The 20,277-nt window shown below is 66.5% G+C and carries 19 protein-coding genes; 14 read left to right on the top strand and 5 right to left on the bottom strand.

Annotated elements, in window-relative coordinates; all coding sequences use genetic code 11:
* Positions 1–109: 109 nt before the first annotated feature.
* The gene (locus tag EMB92_RS00115; RefSeq protein ID WP_150393879.1) at positions 110–856 is read right to left on the bottom strand and encodes a thiamine diphosphokinase; all 747 of its coding nucleotides are present in this window, start codon (positions 854–856) and stop codon (positions 110–112) included.
* A gap of 142 nt (positions 857–998) precedes the next feature.
* Here EMB92_RS00115 and EMB92_RS00120 point away from each other — a divergent pair, with 142 nt between their 5' ends.
* From EMB92_RS00120 to rplT, 4 genes are all read left to right on the top strand, one after another.
* Complete coding sequence (locus EMB92_RS00120; protein WP_223847482.1) at positions 999–2,759, top strand: spermidine synthase; 1,761 nt, start codon at positions 999–1,001, stop codon at positions 2,757–2,759.
* A gap of 328 nt (positions 2,760–3,087) precedes the next feature.
* Positions 3,088–3,816 carry a translation initiation factor IF-3 gene (gene infC / locus EMB92_RS00125; protein ID WP_052118992.1) on the top strand — a complete coding sequence of 243 codons (729 nt, stop codon included), beginning with the start codon at positions 3,088–3,090 and terminating at the stop codon, positions 3,814–3,816.
* Entirely contained in the window at positions 3,797–3,991 is a 195-nt protein-coding gene (gene rpmI, locus EMB92_RS00130) for a 50S ribosomal protein L35 (protein ID WP_043164320.1), read from the top strand. Before infC ends, rpmI begins: the two co-directional genes overlap by 20 nt.
* Positions 3,992–4,036: 45 nt before the next feature.
* A complete protein-coding gene (gene rplT, locus EMB92_RS00135) occupies positions 4,037–4,420 on the top strand; it encodes a 50S ribosomal protein L20 (protein ID WP_043164318.1) in 384 nt (127 codons plus the stop codon).
* 160 nt (positions 4,421–4,580) lie between these two features.
* Here the strand turns inward: rplT and EMB92_RS00140 are convergent, their stop codons facing one another.
* The 4 genes from EMB92_RS00140 to EMB92_RS00155 form a co-directional block, all read right to left on the bottom strand.
* Entirely contained in the window at positions 4,581–5,582 is a 1,002-nt protein-coding gene (locus EMB92_RS00140) for a siderophore-interacting protein (RefSeq protein WP_150393377.1), read from the bottom strand.
* A gap of 24 nt (positions 5,583–5,606) precedes the next feature.
* Positions 5,607–6,494, bottom strand: a complete 888-nt coding sequence (locus EMB92_RS00145) for an ABC transporter ATP-binding protein (protein WP_150393378.1) — start codon at positions 6,492–6,494, stop codon at positions 5,607–5,609.
* On the bottom strand, positions 6,491–7,465 hold the full coding sequence (locus EMB92_RS00150) for a FecCD family ABC transporter permease (RefSeq protein WP_190973501.1): 975 nt from the start codon (positions 7,463–7,465) through the stop codon (positions 6,491–6,493). The genes EMB92_RS00145 and EMB92_RS00150 overlap by 4 nt, the downstream gene beginning before the upstream one ends.
* A 122-nt stretch (positions 7,466–7,587) precedes the next feature.
* Positions 7,588–8,421 (bottom strand): iron-siderophore ABC transporter substrate-binding protein, encoded by an 834-nt coding sequence (locus EMB92_RS00155; protein ID WP_150393380.1) that lies wholly within the window; start codon positions 8,419–8,421, stop codon positions 7,588–7,590.
* 28 nt (positions 8,422–8,449) lie between these two features.
* Here EMB92_RS00155 and xerD point away from each other — a divergent pair, with 28 nt between their 5' ends.
* From xerD to typA, 10 genes are all read left to right on the top strand, one after another.
* Positions 8,450–9,379 (top strand): site-specific tyrosine recombinase XerD, encoded by a 930-nt coding sequence (gene xerD / locus EMB92_RS00160; protein WP_150393381.1) that lies wholly within the window; start codon positions 8,450–8,452, stop codon positions 9,377–9,379.
* Positions 9,380–9,401: 22 nt separating this feature from the next.
* Positions 9,402–10,241 (top strand): ParA family protein, encoded by an 840-nt coding sequence (locus EMB92_RS00165; protein ID WP_043164308.1) that lies wholly within the window; start codon positions 9,402–9,404, stop codon positions 10,239–10,241.
* Positions 10,238–11,116 (top strand): segregation and condensation protein A, encoded by an 879-nt coding sequence (locus EMB92_RS00170; RefSeq protein WP_317908871.1) that lies wholly within the window; start codon positions 10,238–10,240, stop codon positions 11,114–11,116. The genes EMB92_RS00165 and EMB92_RS00170 overlap by 4 nt, the downstream gene beginning before the upstream one ends.
* Positions 11,116–11,787 carry an SMC-Scp complex subunit ScpB gene (scpB, locus tag EMB92_RS00175; RefSeq protein ID WP_223847483.1) on the top strand — a complete coding sequence of 224 codons (672 nt, stop codon included), beginning with the start codon at positions 11,116–11,118 and terminating at the stop codon, positions 11,785–11,787. The genes EMB92_RS00170 and scpB overlap by 1 nt, the downstream gene beginning before the upstream one ends.
* Before the next feature lie 160 nt (positions 11,788–11,947).
* Positions 11,948–12,781, top strand: coding sequence for an NUDIX hydrolase (locus tag EMB92_RS00180; RefSeq protein ID WP_190973502.1), 834 nt, complete (start codon positions 11,948–11,950; stop codon positions 12,779–12,781).
* A 60-nt stretch (positions 12,782–12,841) separates the two neighbouring features.
* Positions 12,842–14,119: a quinolinate synthase NadA gene (gene nadA, locus EMB92_RS00185; RefSeq protein WP_150393382.1), complete on the top strand. Its 1,278-nt coding sequence runs from the start codon at positions 12,842–12,844 to the stop codon at positions 14,117–14,119.
* A gap of 14 nt (positions 14,120–14,133) precedes the next feature.
* A complete protein-coding gene (gene nadB / locus EMB92_RS00190) occupies positions 14,134–15,792 on the top strand; it encodes an L-aspartate oxidase (RefSeq protein ID WP_150393383.1) in 1,659 nt (552 codons plus the stop codon).
* 1 nt (position 15,793) lies between these two features.
* Positions 15,794–16,699 (top strand): carboxylating nicotinate-nucleotide diphosphorylase, encoded by a 906-nt coding sequence (gene nadC, locus EMB92_RS00195; RefSeq protein WP_150393384.1) that lies wholly within the window; start codon positions 15,794–15,796, stop codon positions 16,697–16,699.
* 7 nt (positions 16,700–16,706) lie between these two features.
* A complete protein-coding gene (locus tag EMB92_RS00200; protein ID WP_150393385.1) occupies positions 16,707–17,969 on the top strand; it encodes a cysteine desulfurase family protein in 1,263 nt (420 codons plus the stop codon).
* A gap of 151 nt (positions 17,970–18,120) precedes the next feature.
* Positions 18,121–20,064, top strand: a complete 1,944-nt coding sequence (gene typA / locus EMB92_RS00205; protein WP_150393386.1) for a translational GTPase TypA — start codon at positions 18,121–18,123, stop codon at positions 20,062–20,064.
* The last annotated feature ends 213 nt before the right edge of the window (positions 20,065–20,277 follow it).

The raw sequence follows: 20,277 nt of genomic DNA on the forward strand, positions 1-20,277 counted from the left end.
GGCAACGTTTCACCGGGTGTTTCCAGCGAAAATACGGGATTTTTTGTGAGCGTTCACATTCTGGACGTTGAAGAACCGCATTCCGCCACGCGGAACCCTATCCGGTCAGCTAGCCGGCCAGCAGGGAGGAGACCGAGGTGTCCAGAGCGCCCAGATCGCCCGAGGGCGCGTGACGCAGCGTCACCCTCGGGCTCGGCGCCTCGGCCGGATAGGTGACGATCAGCGTGCCCTCGCGCACCGAGACCGCCGCCGGCGTGAAGGGCAGGAACTCGTTGCTCAGTCCCAGCACCGAATCCCCATCGAGCACGCCGTCCATCAGCCGGTACTTCAGGCCCGGCTCGTCCACGCCGCGCGAGACGTCCGTGTGCGAGAACACCGACACCATGCGTCCCGGCGTCGCGTCGAACGCCGGCCAGTCGAGGCGCCCGTCGCGGATCGCCGTGACGATCGTCTCATCGCCGTGCAGGAAGGCGATGCCGCCGTGGCGCGCGACAAGCGCCGTCAGCCTGATCGCCGACAGCGTATGGTCGATGCGCCCGCCCAGTGCGCCGTAGATATGGAACGTACGGCATCCGTGCGTCCAGCCGATCTTCAGGGCGCTGAGTAGATCCGGATCGTCCTTCTGCGGCGGCAGCGCGATCGTGTGCTCGCCGCAGGCCGGCCGATCGCCTTGAAGCGAATCGAAATCGCCCACTACCACATCCGGCGCGACGCCGAGCGCGCGGGCGTGGTCCAGTCCGCCGTCCGCTGCGACGACGAACGCCCCGTGGGGCACCTCGACCGCATTCGCACGATTGGCGTCGACCGCATAATATTCGCCGGCGGCGAACACCACGCACGGGGGAAGCGACTCCATACGCGTGGTGTCCGTCCTCTCGTCCGAGTCGTTCGTGGTGTCCGTGTCGGCCGCGTCGTCCAAGGTCGTGTCATCCATGAGCGACAAGTCTACGCCGTGTGCCAATCGGCCGTGTACCAGCACTGTAATACCGTTGACTGCCATGGCAGTGAAAACAGCGGCGAGCGACCGGCCGATCCTCAAGTCCAAGACCTTCCTGTACGTCACCGAGTTCTTCTCCGGCATGGCGGTGATGGCCGCCGAGCTCGGCGCCTCCAGACTCCTGGCCCCCTACTTCTCCAGTTCGCAGATCGTATGGACCATCATCATCGGCACGATCATGATCGCCCTCGCCCTGGGCGCCGTGTTCGGCGGCAGATGGGCCGACCGCGACCCCGACCCGGACAAGCTCTACCTGAGGATCATGGCGGCCGCCGTATGGATCTCGCTGATCCCGCTCGTCGGCAAGTTCGTGATCCTCCTGATCTCCGGCCTGCTCATCGTCACCGTCTCGACGAACTTCCTCGTCATCGCCGCGTTCGTCTCCTGCATGATCGTCTTCGTGCCGCCGCTCTTCCTGCTCGGCACCGTCACCGCCGGCCTCAACAAGTTCGCCACCGACTCGCTCGACGACAACGCCTCCGTCGTCGGACGCCTGTCCGCATGCAACACGATCGGCTCGATCCTCGGCACGTTCCTGCCCACGTTCGTCACGATCCCCGCAGCCGGCACGTTCGTCACGTTCCTGCTCTTCTCCGGCGCGCTGCTGGCGATCCCGCTCATCTACTTCATCTCGATGAAGGCGAAGGTCGTCGCCTGCGCCGTCTCGGCCGTGGTCTTCGCCATCAGCTCCGTGCTCTCGCCGATGACCGGATTCGCCTTCTGGGAGAACCACACCACCCTCGCCTATGAGGGCGAGTCCATCTACAACTACCTGCAGGTCAAGAACCTCTCCGACCGTACGATCCTGTCGACCAACGTGCTCTTCGGCGTCCAGTCCGTCACGATGAAGGACCAGGGGCTGACCGGCATGTACTACGACACCGCGCTCGCGGCCCCGGCGCTCGCCGATCATGCGAGGAGCGCCCTGATCCTCGGCATGGGCACCGGCACCTACGCGAGGCAGCTCAAGCGCTACTATCCGAAGATGAGCGTCACCGGCGTCGAGATCGACCAGAAGATCACCGATCTGGCGGTGAGGTACTTCGACGAGCCGGACGACGTGCCGGTCTCCACCTACGACGGGCGCGCATGGCTGGCCGCATCCCACGACACCTACGACGTGATCATGGTCGACGCGTATCAGGACATCACCATCCCGTTCCAGATGAGCTCCGACGAGTTCTTCTCGATGGTGCGCCGGCACCTGAATCCCGGGGGAGTCATGGTCGTCAACATGAACATGATCTCCGACGGCGAAGGATCCATCAACGAGGCGCTGCAGACCACCATCGCCAACGTGTTCAACGGGGCGTGCCGCATCGGCACCACATACACCGCCGACGTGCCCGGCACCACCAACCGCGAGCTGTTCGCCAAGGCGCCCACCACCGACGAGACGGCCCGCTACGACGGGTGCGACGACGCGTGGCGCACCACCGGACGCATCGCCACCGTCTCCGAACCGTTCACCTCCACCATGAGACGCGACACGACGGCCGATTCGCTGCTCGCCGTCACCCGGGAGCGGACCGGCGACGGCGAGCTCGCCGCATACATGGACGAGGTGGGCGGCAGAATGACGCCGGTCAGGGATCCGCAGAGCGGCACGGACGACGAATCGCTGATCCTTACCGACGACCATGCGCCGGTCGAGCTGCTCGGCATGCGCGCCATCGACCAGCTCATCGCCGAACAGGCCGGGCCATACCGCGAGATCCTCGAGAAGGAGGGGATCGGAGGACTGCTGCGCGCGGTGCAGTGAGCCGCGGCGATCCGTGCGAAGCGGCGCAGCTCCGTACGCGAGACGTGACGACACGCCCTAGTCGATGGATGTGGTATAGTAACCATTCGGCTTGAGAAATCAAGAAAGCGGGGCAACCCCACCTGGAAGCCTTTCACGGTTTCGGGTTCAAGGCAATGGCCTTCCTTCCAACGGCAGTGATATGCCCATGCATTCTCGCATGCGGGAGGATATACCACAGCGCGTACGCGCGGAAGTTGCAACACAGCGCCATAAGGCGCACATTGGCCTGCCATGAAACCGAAGCGATGAACGACGTCCAAGTGAGTCCCGGTCCCGTAGAGGAAATTTGAGGATTGGAGTCATCATCAGCGACGAACCACGCATTAACGACGAGATTCGCGTCTCGCAGGTGCGCCTGATCGGCCCGAACGGCGAACAGGTGGGAGTCATCGCGACCTCGGTCGCCCTCAACCTGGCGAAGGAAGCGAACCTCGATCTCGTCGAGGTGGCGCCCAACGCGAAGCCTCCGGTCGCCAAGCTCATCGATTACGGCAAGTTCAAGTACAACGAGAAGATCAAGGCTCGTGAGGCTCGCCGCAACCAGAACACGGCCGAGATCAAGGAGATTCGTTTCCGCCTCAAGATCGACGACCATGACTTCGAAGTGAAGAAGGGGCATGTGGTCCGCTTCCTCAACGGCGGAGACAAGGTCAAGGTCACCATCATGCTGCGTGGCCGTGAACAGTCCCGTCCGATCGGTGGCGTCGAGCTGCTGCAGCGACTCGCCGCCGACGTGGAGGAATACGGCACCATCGAGTCCAAGCCGAAGCAGGAGGGCCGCAACATCATCATGACGCTTGCGCCCAAGGGCAAGAAGGTGCACACGCAGTCCGAGCAGCGCCGTCGCGGTGCGGAATCCCGCGCCGAGCGTCAGGCCCGTCAGGCAGCACGTCTGGCCGCCAAGCAGGACGCGCAGGCTCAGGCCGTCGCCGAGGCGAAGACCGCGTTTTCCCCCTCGACCTCCAACCAGAAGCACATCAACAAGGAGGGCAGCAATGCCGAAGATGAAAACTAACTCCGCCGCTTCCAAGCGCGTCCGTCGTACCGGTTCGGGCAAGCTGATGCAGGTCGGTTCCGCCATGCGCCACAACCTTGAGCACAAGTCCGCCCGCAAGCGTCGCCAGCTGAAGGCCGACGCCGTCATCCCGACCGCGCAGGCCAAGAAGCTCAACCGCATGCTCGCCAAGTGAGCGACGTTTCGAGACAAGACATTTAGAAAGCTGAGGAAATAGATTATGGCACGTGTCAAGCGCGCAGTGAACGCCCACAAGAAGCGTCGCGTCGTTCTCGAGAGGGCTTCCGGCTACCGCGGCCAGCGCTCCCGTCTGTACCGCAAGGCCAAGGAGCAGCTGCTTCACTCCTTTAACTACAACTTCCGCGACCGCAAGGCTCGCAAGGGCGACTTCCGCAAGCTGTGGATCCAGCGCATCAACGCCGCCGTCCGCGCTGAGGGCATCACCTACAACCGCTTCATCCAAGGTCTGCGTCTCGCCGGCATCGAGCTGGATCGTCGCGCTCTGGCCGAGCTGGCCGTCTCCGACGCCGACGCCTTCAAGGCGATCGTCGAGGCCGCCAAGGCCGCTCTGCCGGAGGACATCAACGCTCCGGTCGAGGCCTGATTCGAGTCGAGACCTGATTCGATAGGTTCGAATAGGACTGAGACGGTTTTCGGGTCGCAAGCCTGAGAGCCTGATATAGCCTGATACTGCATGATCCCCGCTTTCCGAATGGAAAACGGGGATCATGCAGTATCAGGCTGTTTTCGTTGTCGTTCGCCCGTCAGATCTCGATCTTACCGGCACGCCAGTAGCCCATGAACGCGGCGCGGCGGCGATCGAGACCATGATCGCGCAGCAGCACCCGACGAACGTCCCTGACCACCGCGGCCTCGCCGGCGACCCACGCGTAGAAGCCGTTCGAACCGGTTGCCAGCCGCGAGGTGTTGCCGATGCGCGGCAGTCCGTCCCCGGTCGTCTCCCACAGCAGTTCGCGATCGACGTCGGTCTCCGAGTACACGGGGGCGGGGGAGTCGCCGGTCCTGCGCCATCGGGTGACGAACGAGCGGGGATGCGCGTCGGCGTACGCCTCGACCGCGCGGACGAGACGCGTGCCGCGTGCCGATCCGTTTCGGGGAAGCCATTCGATGTCGAGCCGCTCGTATTCGGGCGCGGCGATGACGTCACCGCTTTCGGGCACCTCCAGCAGCGCGGTGATCGAACCGTCCCACTGCGTTTCGGCCAGCGAGCCGATGATGCCGAGGATGGCGGGCGCCGCCGTCTCGTCGCCCGCCAGCAGCACGTTGCCCGCCACGCCGGGGTGGAAGTCGATGCCGCCGCCGTATGTCTCGGCGCGATCATCGGGCGCGATCAGCACCACGGCGTCGCCGGGGCGTGCCGTCATGGCGAAGGCGCCTGCGGGGCCGGCCCCCTCATGGGTGACGAATTCGATGCACACCCTGCCGTCGGCCGCCGCCGTGCGCAGCGTGTAGGTACGGATCACGTTGCGCCGATCGGCGGGCAGCGCCCGCCAGACATCCCACCAGGTGCCGCGTTCGACGCAGTCGGCGGCGAGCAGCGGCGAACGCTCCCAGTGGGGATCGTCCGCCAGCGGCAGCACGAGCTTGATGCGCTGATCGTATCCGGTGCGTCGCACATGCCTAAGATCGGGGCCCTCGAAGGTGATCCGGGTGAAATGCGCCGACAATGGCGTGACGTCGGCCACGTGGGCGAGGAACGGACGGAACGGCGGGTATGCCGTGTGTTTGGCACTTGTGGTGGTCATATCGTCTCCTTGAGTCGGTGGTCGTTAGAGTCGGTGGTCGTCGTGGTTCGTTGCCGTCTGCGCCTGTTCCCCATGCGAGTCGCCGCGCAGACGGGCCAGGCTGTGCCGCGTGCCGGGCAGCATCAGCGGCAGTCCGGTGTCAGGATCGGGGATGATGCGCGCGTCGGTGTCGAACACCTCGGCCACCATGCGTTCGCTGATCACCTCGTCCGGCGTGCCGAAGTACGCCTGACGCCCGTCCTTGACGGCCAGGATCCAATCCGTGTAGCGCGCCGCCTGATTGAGATCGTGCAGCACCATCACGATGGTGGTGTGCTCGGTGGCGTTGAGCTCGCTCAGCAGATCCAGCACCTCGAGCTGGTAGGCGATGTCGAGATAGGTGGTCGGCTCGTCCAGCAGCAGGATGTCCGTCTGCTGCGCCAGCGCCAGCGCTATCCACGCGCGCTGGCGCTGGCCGCCGGACACCTCGTCCACCGGTCGGTCGGCGAGATCCGCCAGACCGGTCACCTCCAGCGCATGCGCCACGGCCCTGTCATCCTCGTCGGACCACGAACCGAGCATTCCCTGATACGGGTGGCGTCCACGGGAGACCAGATCGGCGATAGTGATGCCTTCCGGAGCCATGGGGGATTGGGGAAGAAGCCCCACGATGGTGGACACCTTGCGGGTGGGCATCGTGTTGATGGCCTTGCCATCGAGCGTCACTGCGCCGTGGGTGGGCGTGAGCAGGCGGGCGAGCGCCTTGAGCAGCGTGGACTTGCCGCAGCCGTTGGCGCCGATGATCGCCCCTACGGTTCCCGGCGGGATGTCCAGATCCAGATCGTGCACGATCTCGCGCCGCTCGTAGGCGAGCGTCACGTGCCGGGCGGCCAGCGTGTGGGAGATCGGGGTCTCGGGGGAGTGTCCCGTCATGCGAGCACCTGCTTTCTGGACAGTCTGATGATGAGAAGGATGAGGATCGGGCCTGCGATGATGCTGGTGACCACGCCCACCGGCAGTTGCGTCGGTGGGATGTGCTGGGCCACGATGTCGGCGGCGAGCACGATGCATGAGCCGACCAGTCCGGACTGCACGATCGCGGGCCTGTGAGGGCCGGCCAGCCACATGGCGAGCGGTCCGGAGAGGAACGAGACGAACGAGATCGGGCCGCTCGAGGCGGTGGCCGTGGACAGCAGCAGCACCGACAGCACGATGACCGTCATCTGCACGGATTCCACGCGCACGCCGAGACCTCGTGCCATCGGGTCTCCGAACCGCATCACGTCCACCTGACGGGCCAATGCGATCAACGGCACCGCGGCGAGGGCCGTCACGGCGGCCAGCGCTGGGACGTCGGACCAGTCGGACGACGCCAGGGAGCCGGTCAGCCAGCGGGACGCCTGCTGGATGTTCCACTGGTCGCCGCGCACCAGAATCCACGAGGTCGCGGCGTTGAGCGCTGCGGCGACGCCGATGCCCATGAGGATCAGCCGTCCGGTGGAGAAGGTGCCCCTCCACGCCAGACGCACCGTCAGCAGTGCCGTCAGAATGCCGCCGATGACCGCCGCCGCGGACAGCGAGGGGCCGGACCAGCCGAGCACGATGATGGCGAACACCGCCGTCAGATTCGCTCCCGCGGTGATGCCGATGATGTCGGGGCTGGCCATCGTGTTGCGCAGCATCTGCTGGAAGCTCACGCCGGCGACGCCGAACGCGAACCCGGCCAGCAGGCCGACGACCACCCTGGGCAGTCGGAGCTCGCCGATGGTGAAGCTCAAACCCGGCACGAACTCGCCGCCAAGCACCTTCAGGATGTCGCCTATGGGATACACCTCGTGACCGAACGCCAGATCGGCCACGAACAACGCCGCGGCGAGTACGCCGAGCGTAAGGGTGACGAGCATGGAACGCCGCGAGACGATATGGACGATATGCATGTTCCCCGGCCGAGGGCGTATGACCCTTCGACCGGGGAACATCATGGGAATCGTTAAACGACCGCATAGGTGCGTCGATTCCTTTCGGCTCAGCCGTTCACCTTGGAGGCGGCCTCGCCGAGCAGCTTGGCGTAGTCGCCGGTGGTGGCCTCGATGGACAGCGGCATCGCGTCGAGCGCGTTGGCCAGCTCGGACGTGGTGTCGATCACCACCACGGAGCCGCGCTTGACCGCGGGGATCTTGGACAGCAGCGGATCCTTCTGCATGGCGGCCAGAAGGTCGGGGGTGCCGTAGGTGACGATCACGTCGATGTCGGCGAACTGGTCGGCCTGCTCGGAGGAGATGTCCTTGTAGAAGCTGTCCGTGGTTTCGGAGACCTGCTTGATGGATTCGGGGGTCTCGAAGCCGAGGTCGTTCAGGAACTGGGGGCGCACGTCATGCGTGGTGTACACGCTGAAGCTGGAGAGCTTGGAGGAGTCGAAGTACATGACGGAGGCGCTTTTGCCCTTGATCTGCGGGTACTTGGCGGCCGCCTCGGAGATGGTGTCCTCCAGCTTGGCGATGAGCTTCTCTCCCTCCTGCTGCTTGCCGAGCACCTTGGCGGTGGTCTCGACCAGGCTGTGCCACGGGTCGCCCCAGGAGGCCTGCTGCCAGGGGATGGTCGGCGCGATCTTGCTGAGCGTCTTGTACTGCTCCTCGGTGATGCCGGACTGCATGCCCAGGATCACATCCGGCCGGGCCGCGGCGATGGCCTCCATGTCGATCGAATCGGATTCGTCATGCTGCTCGGGCAGGTCCGCCGTGGCGACGTTCATGTCGTCGAGCTTGGCCTTGACCCACGGCAGATAGCCATCCTCGGTCTTGCCGAAGGTCTTGATGTGATATGGAAGGACGGGGTCGGGGGCATATGTGATATGAATCACAGTTTCCGTATGTCATACCATGGAATGCATGGTCAATGGATTCCCTGCACTCATCGAACGGTTCCTCGCGCATGTCGGTGTCGAGCGCGGACTTGCCGACGCCACGGTGACGGCGTACGAGTCCGATCTGAGGAAATACGCGGGCTGGCTGGAAAGCCGGGGCATCGACGACATCGCGCACGTCACGCGTCACGATGTGGAGGACTACGTTGCTTTCCTCGACGACTTGGGCGAATCGGCCCGGTCCAAGGCCAGACGACTCGCCGCGGTCCACGAATTCCACCGGTTCGCGCTCGCGGGGAATCTGATCGCCGACGACGTGGCCGCCCCGGTCAAGGCCCCCAAGGGGGCGAGCACGCTGCCGGACGTGCTCTCCGTCGACGAGGTGGCTCGCCTGCTCGACGCGGTCCCGGTCGAGGGGGACGACCCGGTGATGCTGCGCGACAGGGCGCTGCTCGAGTTCATGTACGCGACCGGAGCCCGCGTCTCCGAGGCCGTGGGGGTGAACTTCGACGACCTCGACCTGCAGGACGCGCATATCGTGCGGCTCACCGGCAAGGGTTCCAAACAGCGGATCGTGCCGGTCGGCACCTATGCGTGCGCGGCGATGGAGCGGTATTTCGCCAAGGGGCGGCCCGCGCTCGAGGCGCGAATCAGGAACGCGCCGGCGCCGGAGCGTCGGGCGGTCTTCCTCAACAAACGGGGTCGTCGGCTGTCGCGACAATCGGTATGGGAGATCGTCCGCAACGCGGGGGAGCGCGCCCGCATCGACAAGCCGCTGCATCCGCACACGCTGCGCCACTCGTTCGCCACGCACCTGATCCAGGGCGGCGCGGACGTGCGCACCGTGCAGGAGCTGCTCGGCCACGCCTCGGTGACGACCACTCAGATCTATACGCATGTCAGCCCGGAGAACCTCATCGAGGCGTACCTGACGGCCCATCCACGTGCGCAGTGACGGAAATGATAAGGTGAACAGTATGCCTACGGATATGCTTGGACGTGAATATGAGACTTTCCCCGTCCCCTCCCCGCTGCAGCAGCACGGGCCGGCGAGGGTCATCGCCATGTGCAACCAGAAGGGCGGCGTCGGCAAGACCACCAGTTCCATCAACATCGCCGGCGCGTTGAGTCAGTACGGCCGCCGCTGCCTGATCGTCGACTTCGATCCGCAGGGCGCCGCCACCGTCGGTCTCGGCATCAACGCCAACACCGTCGACAACACCATCTACACCGCGCTGTTCGACATGCGCGTCGACGTGCATGACGTCGTGCGCCGCACCGCGTTCGAGAACCTCGACATCATCCCGGCGAACATCGACCTGTCCGCCGCCGAGGTGCAGCTGGTCACCGAAGTGGGCCGCGAGCAGATCCTCAACAGCGTGCTGCGCCCCTTGAGGGACGAATACGACGTCATCATCATCGACTGCCAGCCCTCGCTGGGTCTGCTGACCGTGAACGCGCTGACCGCGGCTGACGGCGTCATCATCCCAGTGGCCGCCGAGTTCTTCGCGCTGCGCGGCGTGGCGCTGCTCATGCAGTCCATCCAGAAGGTGCAGAGCCGCATCAACCCGAACCTCAAGGTGTACGGCGTGCTGGTGACGATGTTCACGCGTACCCTGCACTGCGAGGAGGTCATGCAGCGCATCTACGAGGCGTTCCAGGACAAGGTGTTCCACACCGTCATCTCCCGTTCGATCAAACTGCCCGACTCCACCGTGGCCGCCGCGCCGATCACCATGTACGCGCCGAACCACAAGACCAGTCAGGAGTACCGCGAGGTGGCCCGCGAGCTCGTCGCCAACGGGGTGATCGCCTGAGCGCGGACGAGGCTGGCTTCCGCGTCGATCTCGACGTGTACTCCGGCCCGTTCGACGTCCTGCTCGGCATGATCGCGAACCGGCGCCTCGAACTGACCGAGGTGTCGCTGTCGGCGATCACCGGTGAGTTCATCCGATACGTGCGCGGCCTCGACTTCGGCGACGCCGTCAGGGGCGGCCCGTCCGATTCGGACGGTGGCTCGGGCGGTGGGTCGGACGGCATGGACGAAGCCAGTGCGTTCATCGACGTGGCCTCGGTGCTCATCGAGGCCAAAAGCGCCTCGCTGCTGCCCGCGGACGTGTCGGGCGAGCATGACGAATCCAGCATGGAGGCGCTGCGCGAACGCGATCTGCTGTTCGCCCGACTGCTGCAGTACCGCGCCTACAAGGAGGCGTCGCACGCGTTGCGCGAGCGGATGGCCCATGCCTCGGGCCGTTATCCGCATCCGGGCGTCGTCGACGATCGCATCCGGGGCATGCTGCCCGAACTCGACTGGAACGTCGGGCCGGACGAGCTGGCGAGGATAGCCGCGCGGGCCATCGCCGCCGCCCCGGTCGATCGGGTGAGCGTCCATCAGCTGCATGTGCCGTTGGTCGACCTGCGCGAACAGTCGCGGCTCGTCATGACGAGACTGGTGGCGTTGGGGGAGGGCGGATCCTCCACCTTCGACGAACTGACGGCGGACGCTTCGGGCCGTATCGAGACGGTGGCGCGCTTCCTCGCGCTGCTGGCGTTCTTCAAGCAGGGGGCGATCCAGTTCCGGCAGGACGGACCGTATTCGCCGCTGCACGTGCGATGGGTGTGGGCTGATGGTGCTCCGGTGAAAGCCGTATTGGTTGCGGATGGGATGATCGAGGAAGGAGAGGGCGCCTGATGGGTGTGACGGAAGCGATGGATAGGCGGGATTCGGATGCGGACGTGAGGGAGAGGGACGCCGCCGGTTCGGCAGGCTTGGCGTCGGCGGCTCGTGGGGGGCTGTGTGTGGAGCAGTTCCCCGGCGGCCTCAAGGCGTGTCTCGAGGCGATCCTCATGACCGCCGGCGAGCCGCAGCACTCCGCCGATCTGGCGGGCGTGCTCGGCGTCGACGCGCGGCTCGTGGCCGAGGCGCTGGAGCGGCTGCAATCCTCCTATGCGATGTCTGAACGGGGGTTCGAACTGCGTCACACCGCGCGCGGATGGCGGTTCGCCAGCCGCGCCGAGTTCGAGCCCGTGGTCGCCGCGTTCGTCACCGACGGCCAGTCCGCGCGACTGAGTCAGGCGGCGATGGAGACGCTGGCGGTCATCGCATACCGTCAGCCCGTCACTCGCGCCCGGGTCTCGTCGATCCGAGGCGTCAACTGCGACGGCGTGATCCGCTCCCTGCTCGTACGCGGCCTGATATGCGAACGCGGCATCGACGAGGAGTCGCGCGCCTCGCTGCTGGCCACCACCGACCTGTTCTTGGAGAAGATGGGTCTGTCGTCCCTCGACGACCTGCCATCCCTCGCGCCGTTCCTGCCTGACGCCGGCGAGGTGATCGAGGAGGGCGTCGAAACGGCGCTGTAGATCTTCCGGAATCGGAAAAGGGAATCGGTCTCAGACCGATTCCCTTTTTTCTTGGAATTCCAGGCGTTTCCATTTATGGTCATTATGACCATAAATGGTGTTATGCTTCATATCCGTCAACGGATCGGAGCGAAGGCATCCGTGTCGGGAAAGAGGACGAATGGGCATCGGCAACGTTTCGGAGCGGCGTCTCGCCCCACCGCAGGTGGGCGTCTCCGTCGTCATCCTCGCGCTCGCGCCCGATGGAGGCGAGACCGGCCGCGGGCGTCTGTGGCTTCCGCTGGTCAGACGCGTGCGCCAACCCTACTTGGGTTGCTGGGCGCTGCCCGGCGGCGGGCTCTTCGCCGACCGTTCGCTCGAGGACTGCGCGTACGCGGCGCTCGAATCGACCACCTCGATGCATCCGCGCTATCTCGAGCAGCTGTACACGTTCGGCGGCCCCGACCGCTCGCGCGGAGGACTGCCGATGGTGTCCGTCGTCTACTGGGCGCTCGTCGGACAGGCCGAGACGCGCGATCTCGTCGAGGGGGACAACGTCGCATGGTTCCCCGAGGACGAGCTGCCCGAACTCGCCTTCGACCACCGTCGCATCATCGACTACGCGCTGTGGCGTCTTCGCAACAAGATCGAATACCCCGACGTGGCCGTGCGACTGGTCGGCGAGACCTTCACGCTCGGCCAGCTGCACGACGTGTACGAGGCCATCACCGGCGAGTCCATCGATCTGGCGAACTTCAGACGCCGGATCCTCGCCTCCGGACAGCTCGAGGACACCGGAGCCAAGCAGCGCGTCGGCCGACACCGTCCGGCCGCCGTCTACCGGTACGTCTCGGGGACGGCGAACGGCGTCTCGGACACGGACGGCGAGCGACGCGACCTGTGGAACCCCGCCCAGTGGAGCATCGGTCCACAAGGTCCACGCGAGCCGCACGGTCCACACGAATCGACGTCTCGGGTCGGTTTGACCGACGCACTGTCGGCACTGGCCCGCTGAAGGGCCCCGGCGATCCCGATATCCGCAGACCTCACAAGACGTATCCAGAAAGGAACAACCATGACCGCAACATTCACCGCGCCGTCCGTCGATGAGATCATCGCCCGACTCGGCGCACAGAGCACCTGCGACGCGGGCCTGACCCTCGACCCGTGGCACTTCGACACCACCAGGCCCAGCTACGGGCCCGGCGCCTCGATGCTCGACCGCCTGCCCGCGAACGCGCCCCGCCAGCAGGTGCTGCCCGACGAATACCGCAACGCCTCCGAGGACGAGCTCCAGCAGCGCATCGTCGACGCCAAGAGGCGCCTTGGATCCAAGCTGCTTATCCTCGGCCACTTCTACCAGCGCGACGAGATCATCAGGCACGCCGACTTCGTGGGCGACTCCTTCCAGCTCGCCAAGAACGCGACCGAACGCCCCGACGCCGACCACATCGTCTTCTGCGGCGTCCACTTCATGGCCGAAACCGCCGACATCCTCTCCACGCCCGAACAGAGCGTGACCCTGCCGAACCTGTCCGCCGGCTGCTCGATGGCCGACATGGCCAACATCGACCAGGTCGAGGAGGCGTGGGACCAGCTCGGCGAGATCTGCGGACGCGACAAGGACGCCGACGGCATGCAGCCGATCATCCCCGTCACCTACATGAACTCCTCCGCCGCCCTGAAGGCGTTCTGCGGGCGCCACGGCGGCATCGTGTGCACGTCGTCCAACGCGCACGCCGTGCTCGAATGGGCGTTCGCCCGCGGCCGGCGCGTCCTGTTCTTCCCCGACCAGCATCTGGGACGCAACACCGCGCGCGCCATGGGCATCCCGCTGAGCCAGATGCCGCTGTGGGACCCGTTCAAGGCGATGGGCGGCGCCGCCGACCCGTCCGACTACGCGAACGCGAGGATGATCCTGTGGAAGGGCTTCTGCTCCGTGCACCAGCGCTTCACCGTCGACCAGATCGAACGCGCCCGCAGGGCCTACCCGGGCGTCAAGGTCATCGTGCACCCCGAATGCTCGATGCAGGTCGTCGACGCGGCCGACGGCGTCGGATCCACCGCATACATCGTCAAGGAGATCGCCAACGCGCCCGCCGGCTCCGCCGTGGCCGTGGGCACCGAGATCAACCTCGTCAACCGCCTCGCCGCCCAGTACCCGGACAAGACCGTGTTCTGCCTCGACCCGGTCGTCTGCCCGTGCTCGACGATGTACCGCATCCACCCCGCCTACCTCGCGTGGGCGCTGGAGAACCTCGAGGCCGGCAACGTCGTCAACCGCATCACCGTCGACGAGGACACCGCACGCGAGGCCAAGGTCGCGCTGGAACGCATGCTACGCGTCCACTGAGAGGCAGACAGGCAATGAGCGAGGACACGAACATCATCGTCATCGGAGCCGGCGTGGCCGGCCTGTCCGCGGCACTGGCCGTGGCGCGCGCCGGACACGACGTGACGCTGGTCGCCAAGGACGAACTGGTCGAATCGAACACCTACCACGCGCAGGGAGGCATCGCCGCGGCCATCTTCGCCGACGACGACCCGAAGCTGCACGCCGCCGACACCATTGCCGCCGGACATGGTCTGTGCGACCCGAAGGCCGTCGACATCCTCACGCGCGAGGGCGCTGACCGCGTGCGTGAATTCGCGGCCGCCGGCGTCCACTTCGACCGCGACGCCGAGGGACACATGCTGCGCGGCCTCGAGGCGGCCCACTCCAGGGCGCGCGTCGTCCACGCCGGGGGAGACGCCACCGGCAGGGTGCTCGAACTCGACGTATCCGCCATGGTGCGCGCCAACCCGCTCATCCACATCATCGAACACGCCTTCCTGACCGACCTCGTCGTGAAGGACGGACGCATCGCCGGCGTCGACCTGCTCGTCGGTGGCGAAGCGAATGACGATGCCGCGCATGGCAGGGAACGCCGGTTCGTCGAGGCCTCCCGCGTCATCCTCGCCACTGGAGGCGCCGGACGCATGTACCCGTACACCACCAACCCGGCCGTCGCCACCGCCGACGGACTCGCCGCAGCATGGCGCGCCGGAGCACAGGTCGCCGACCTCGAGTTCTACCAGTTCCATCCCACCGCCATGGCCATTGGCGAGCACTTCCTCGTCTCCGAGGCCGTACGCGGCGAAGGCGCGATCCTGCTCGACGAACACGGCCACCGGTACATGCAGGACGTCGACCCGCGCGCCGAACTCGCGCCGCGCGACGTCGTCGCCCGCGAGAACTTCCGCGTCATGCAGCGCCAGCACGGACGTCCGGTCATGCTCGATGTCTCGCCGATGCACGCCGAACACCCCGACCTCGCCGCGTTCCTCGCGCACCGATTCCCGACCATCGACGCCTACACGCGCTCCCTCGGCTTCGACTGGAGCCGCGAGCCGATCCCCGTCGCCCCCGCGGCCCACTACTACATGGGCGGCGTACGCACGGACCTCAACGGCCGCGCATCCATCCCCGGCCTCTACGCGGCCGGCGAATGCGCGCGCACCGGCGTCATGGGCTCCAACCGACTCGCCTCCAACTCGCTGCTCGAAGGACTCGTCTACGGCCGCCGCGCCGGCCTTGCCGCGCTCGCCGACACCGACGACACGGTATGGTCGCCCGAACCATTGCTCAACTCCGCGACCGGCGAGGCGTACGCCGCCGACCCCGTCCGCCTTGCCGACCCGGAGACGGCCGGCGCAGGCGGCGCGGACGGCGACGCAGACGTATGGGACCGCACCCGCATCCAGAACACCATGTGGCATGGCGTCGGCGTCCTGCGCGACGCCGAAGGACTCGCCCACGCGATCGACGACCTCGGTCGGGGTCTCGCCGCCGCGAACGCGCATGCCGCCGAAGCCGCCGCGTCCGGCGACATCGCCGCGCTCGAGAACCGCGACATGCTCACCGTCGGACGCATCGGCGCCACGGCGGCGCTCGCCCGCACCGAATCGCGCGGCGCCCACGCGCGAACCGACTTCCCCGAACCGCACGACGAGTGGGCCCACTCCGTCGCCTACGTCAAGGAGTGACATGCTCACCCAGCACATCATCCGCACCGCCGTCGAGTCGGCGCTCGCCGAGGACGCACCCTACGGCGACGTGACCTGCGAAACCACCATCCCCGCCGACGAAACCGGCTCGGCGTCCCTCGCCGCCCGCGAGGACGGCGTGATGAGCGGCATCGACGTGTTCGCCGCGGCCTTCCGTGCACAGAACCCCGCGATCGAGGTCACGGCGTCCATTGCGGACGGCGAACCCTTCCGCGCCGGGCAGACGCTCGCCGCGGTCTCCGGTCCGGTCAGGGACCTCCTGACCGCGGAACGCGTCGCACTGAACTTCACCCAGCGCATGAGCGGCATCGCCACGATGACCGCCGCGTTCGTCGCACGGGTCGACGCGATCTACGCCGACGGGTTCCGGCCGGCGAACGGACCGGTCGTACGACCCCGCCGCTACGAGCGCACTCGCATCGTCGACACACGCAAGACCACGCCCGGACTGCGCCCGTTCGAGAAATACGCGGTCCGCTGCGGCGGCGGACACAACCACCGCTACGGCCTGTCCGACGCCATCATGATGAAGGACAACCATCTGGCCGCCCTCGCCGCGCGCGGCATCGACCTGACCGGCGCGATCCGCCACGTCAGGCAGCAGGTCGGACACACCACGCACATCGAGGTCGAGGTCGACCGGCTCGACCAGATCCCCGCCGTCATCGCGGGCGGCGCCGACACCATCATGCTCGACAACTTCACGCTCGACGACACCCGCCGCGGCGTCGAACTGATCGACGGACGCGCCATCGTCGAAGCCAGCGGCAACATGAGCCTCGAGCGGGTCGCCGACGTGGCGGCCGCCGGCGTCGATGTCATCTCCGTGGGCGCCCTCACCCACTCCGTGCGATCCATCGATCTGGGACTCGACTGGCTGGACTAGGAGCATCATGACCGACTCCGAAGCGCTCTACCTCGATGCTGCCGCCACCGAACCGGTCAGCCGCGACGTCATCGACGCGATGACCCCGTTCCTGACCGACGCCTACGCGAACCCGGCCAGCGTCCACCAGCCCGGGCGTACCGCGGCGCGCGCCCTCGACGCGGCGCGCGCCTCCTTCGCCTCCGACCTCGGCGCAAAACCCGACGACGTGATCTTCACCTCCGGTGGCACCGAATCAGACAACCTCGCCGTCAAGGGCATCGCCATGGCGAGAATGCGGCGGATGGGACTCGGCGGCTTCGCCACTGGGGCGGTATCCGCGGTATCCGGCGACGCCGCAGCATCCGGCGACGCCGCGGGAACCGCGCCCGCCGTCCGCCGCCCGCGCATCGTCATCTCGTCGATCGAACATCCGGCCGTCTCCGGATCCGCCGACTGGCTCGCACGCTGGTTCGGCTTCGACGTCGTGCGCATCCCCGTCGACGACGAGGCCCACATCGACCTCGACGCCCTCGAGCAGGCGCTCGACGGCGAGGCGGGGGAGCGGACCACGCTCGTCGCGATGATGCTCGCCAACAACGAGGTCGGCTCCGTCGAACCGATCGAACGCATCGTCTCGATCGCCCACGCGCACCACGTACCCGTCCACGTCGACGCCGTGCAGGCCGCCGGACTCATCCCCATCCGCATGCGCGACTGGGATGTCGACTCGCTCGCCGTCTCCGGCCACAAATTCGGCGCGCCTAAGGGACTCGGGGCGCTCCTCGTACGCGGACGCACGCCCATCGAGCCGATCATCTCCGGCGGAGGGCAGGAACGCGGTCTGCGCTCCGGTACGCAGAACGTGGCCGGGGCCGTCGCGCTCGCCATCGCCCTGCGCCGGTCCAACACGCGCATGGCCGCACACTACCGCGAACTCGTCGCATCCCGCGACATGCTCATCGACGCGGTACGTAGGGTCGTGCCCCGCGCCGAACTGACCGGCGACCCCGAACGCCGCCTGCCCGGCCACGTCTCCTTCGTCTTCCCCGGCGTCACCGGCGAGGCGCTGCTCGTCGACCTCGACGCGCGCGGCATCGCCTGCTCGTCCGGTTCGGCATGCGCGATCGGACGCCACGAGATCCCTCCGACGCTGCTGGCGATGGGCATCGAACCGCAGATCGCCAAATCCGCGTTGCGCATGACCTTCCGCGAGCCGCTGACGCGCGTCGACATCGAACGCATCAGCCTCGCCATCGAGGAGTCCTACGCCGCCCTGACCAAGCGGTGAGGGCGACGGTCGAACGGGTTGGTTATCATCATGTCGGTTTGTGTGTAATTGGCAGGTGAAATACCGGAACAATACCAAGCAAGCGACCCGACGCCGCATGGCGTCGGCAGGTTACGCGACGAATCAACAAACAGTACTAAGAGAGGTTTCGATGGCGGTTCGCGGTGATATCCGTAATGTGGCGATTGTGGCTCACGTCGACCACGGCAAGACCACGCTGGTGAACGCGATGCTTCAGCAGTCCCACGTCTTTTCCGAGCGTGAGGAAGTGCCGGACCGAGTGATGGACTCCAACGATCTCGAGCGCGAGAAGGGCATCACCATCCTCGCCAAGAACACGGCCGTTGAGTACACCGGTCCGTTGGCCGCCAAGTACGGCCACCCGGAGGGCATCACCCTCAACATCATCGACACCCCCGGCCACGCCGACTTCGGCGGCGAGGTCGAGCGCGGCATCTCGATGGTCGACGGCGTCGTGCTGCTCGTCGACGCCTCCGAGGGCCCGCTGCCGCAGACCCGCTTCGTGCTGCGCAAGGCCCTCGAGGCCAAGCTGCCGGTCATCCTGTGCGTCAACAAGGTCGACCGTCCGGACGCCCGCATCTCCGAGGTCGTCTCCGAGTCCACCGACCTGCTGCTGGGCCTCGCCCAGGACGTCGTCGAGGAGGGCATCGACCTCGACCTCGACCACCTGCTCGAGCTGCCGGTGGTCTACTGCGCCGCCAAGGCCGGATACGCGTCCGTCAATCAGCCGGCCGACGGCGCCCTGCCGGACAACGACAACCTCGAGCCGCTGTTCGAGGACATCATCAAGTACATCCCCGCCCCGGAGTACGAGGAGGGCGCCCCGCTGCAGGCGCACGTCGCCAACATCGACTCCTCCGACTTCCTCGGCCGACTCGGCCTCGTCCGCATCTACAACGGCACGCTCGAGAAGGGCAAGAACTACGGTCTGAGCCGTGTCAACGGCACCATCGAGAACTTCCGCGTCACCGAGCTGCTGCGCACGCAGGGCCTCGAGCGCATCTCCGTCGAATCCGCGGGCCCGGGCGACATCGTCGCCGTCGCCGGCGTCAACGACATCATGATCGGCGAGACCATCGTCGACCCGGATAACCCGAAGCCGCTGCCGCTCATCCACGTCGACGACCCGGCCATCTCCATGACCTTCGGCGTCAACGACTCCCCGCTGGCCGGCACCGAGGGCAAGGACCACAAGCTCACCGCCCGCATGATCAAGGACCGTCTCGACCGTGAGCTCATCGGCAACGTGTCCATCAAGGTGCTGCCTACCGACCGTCCTGACGCGTGGGAGGTGCAGGGCCGCGGCGAGCTGGCGCTGGCCGTCCTCGCCGAGGAGATGCGCCGTGAAGGCTACGAGCTGACCGTTGGCCGTCCGCAGGTCGTCACCAAGAAGATCGACGGCGTGGTCAACGAGCCGATGGAGAACACCACCATCGACGTGCCCGAGGAGTACATGGGCACCGTGACCCAGCTCATGGCCGACCGCAAGGGCCGCATGGACTCCATGTCCAACCACGGCTCCGGCTGGGTGCGCCTGCAGTTCACCGTGCCGTCCCGTGGCCTGATCGGCTTCCGCACCGCGCTGCTGTCCGCCACGCGCGGCACCGGCATCGCCGCCTCCATCTCCGCCGGCTACGCGCCGTGGGCCGGCCAGATCGTGACCCGTCAGAACGGCTCCATGGTCTCCGACCGCAAGGGCATTGCCACCCCGTACGCCATGCAGCGTCTGCAGGCCCGCGGCAACTTCTTCGTCGAGCCGCAGTCCCCGGTCTACGAGGGCCAGGTCGTCGGCGTCAACAACAAGCCCGATGAGCTGGACGTCAACATCACGCTGGCCAAGCACATGACCAACATGCGCTCCTCCACCGCCGACGTGCTCGAGACCCTCACCCCGCCGATCAAGATGAGCCTCGAGGAGTCCCTCGACTTCGCGAACGAGGACGAGTGCGTCGAGGTCACCCCGGAGTCCGTCCGCGTGCGCAAGATCATCCTCGGCCGTGAGGACTGGTACAAGTGGCGCGCCAAGCAGCGCCGCCAGAACGCCGCCCAGGAGGCCGCCGCGCAGGCCAAGTAACCGTCAATCAAGCGGAGCTATCAAAAAGGCTTTCCGAAGATCCATCGCGGATCCTTGGAAAGCCTTTTCGTGTCTCTGGTGCTTCTGGTGGTTCGGTGATTGTTCGGTGATTGTCACAACGTGCTGTCACAACGTGCAGATCCACGCCGATTCGGGTACGTTGTGACAAGAAAAGCTGTCACAACGTACGATTCCCGGCGATCTTCGCGTGTT

The sequence above is a fragment of the Bifidobacterium callitrichos genome, from assembly GCF_008698085.1.
Classification (GTDB): domain Bacteria; phylum Actinomycetota; class Actinomycetes; order Actinomycetales; family Bifidobacteriaceae; genus Bifidobacterium; species Bifidobacterium callitrichos.

What these genes read in the sequence shown, in the direction of transcription:
- EMB92_RS00115 (WP_150393879.1), bottom strand. Translation starts at nt 856, where the DNA reads ATGGAGTCGCTTCCCCCGTGCGTGGTGTTCGCCGCCGGCGAATATTAT.
- EMB92_RS00120 (WP_223847482.1), top strand. Translation starts at nt 999, where the DNA reads ATGGCAGTGAAAACAGCGGCGAGCGACCGGCCGATCCTCAAGTCCAAG.
- rpmI (WP_043164320.1), top strand. Translation starts at nt 3,797, where the DNA reads ATGCCGAAGATGAAAACTAACTCCGCCGCTTCCAAGCGCGTCCGTCGT.
- rplT (WP_043164318.1), top strand. Translation starts at nt 4,037, where the DNA reads ATGGCACGTGTCAAGCGCGCAGTGAACGCCCACAAGAAGCGTCGCGTC.
- EMB92_RS00140 (WP_150393377.1), bottom strand. Translation starts at nt 5,582, where the DNA reads ATGACCACCACAAGTGCCAAACACACGGCATACCCGCCGTTCCGTCCG.
- EMB92_RS00145 (WP_150393378.1), bottom strand. Translation starts at nt 6,494, where the DNA reads ATGACGGGACACTCCCCCGAGACCCCGATCTCCCACACGCTGGCCGCC.
- EMB92_RS00150 (WP_190973501.1), bottom strand. Translation starts at nt 7,465, where the DNA reads ATGCTCGTCACCCTTACGCTCGGCGTACTCGCCGCGGCGTTGTTCGTG.
- xerD (WP_150393381.1), top strand. Translation starts at nt 8,450, where the DNA reads ATGGTCAATGGATTCCCTGCACTCATCGAACGGTTCCTCGCGCATGTC.
- EMB92_RS00165 (WP_043164308.1), top strand. Translation starts at nt 9,402, where the DNA reads ATGCCTACGGATATGCTTGGACGTGAATATGAGACTTTCCCCGTCCCC.
- scpB (WP_223847483.1), top strand. Translation starts at nt 11,116, where the DNA reads ATGGGTGTGACGGAAGCGATGGATAGGCGGGATTCGGATGCGGACGTG.
- EMB92_RS00180 (WP_190973502.1), top strand. Translation starts at nt 11,948, where the DNA reads ATGGGCATCGGCAACGTTTCGGAGCGGCGTCTCGCCCCACCGCAGGTG.
- nadA (WP_150393382.1), top strand. Translation starts at nt 12,842, where the DNA reads ATGACCGCAACATTCACCGCGCCGTCCGTCGATGAGATCATCGCCCGA.
- nadB (WP_150393383.1), top strand. Translation starts at nt 14,134, where the DNA reads ATGAGCGAGGACACGAACATCATCGTCATCGGAGCCGGCGTGGCCGGC.
- nadC (WP_150393384.1), top strand. Translation starts at nt 15,794, where the DNA reads ATGCTCACCCAGCACATCATCCGCACCGCCGTCGAGTCGGCGCTCGCC.
- EMB92_RS00200 (WP_150393385.1), top strand. Translation starts at nt 16,707, where the DNA reads ATGACCGACTCCGAAGCGCTCTACCTCGATGCTGCCGCCACCGAACCG.
- typA (WP_150393386.1), top strand. Translation starts at nt 18,121, where the DNA reads ATGGCGGTTCGCGGTGATATCCGTAATGTGGCGATTGTGGCTCACGTC.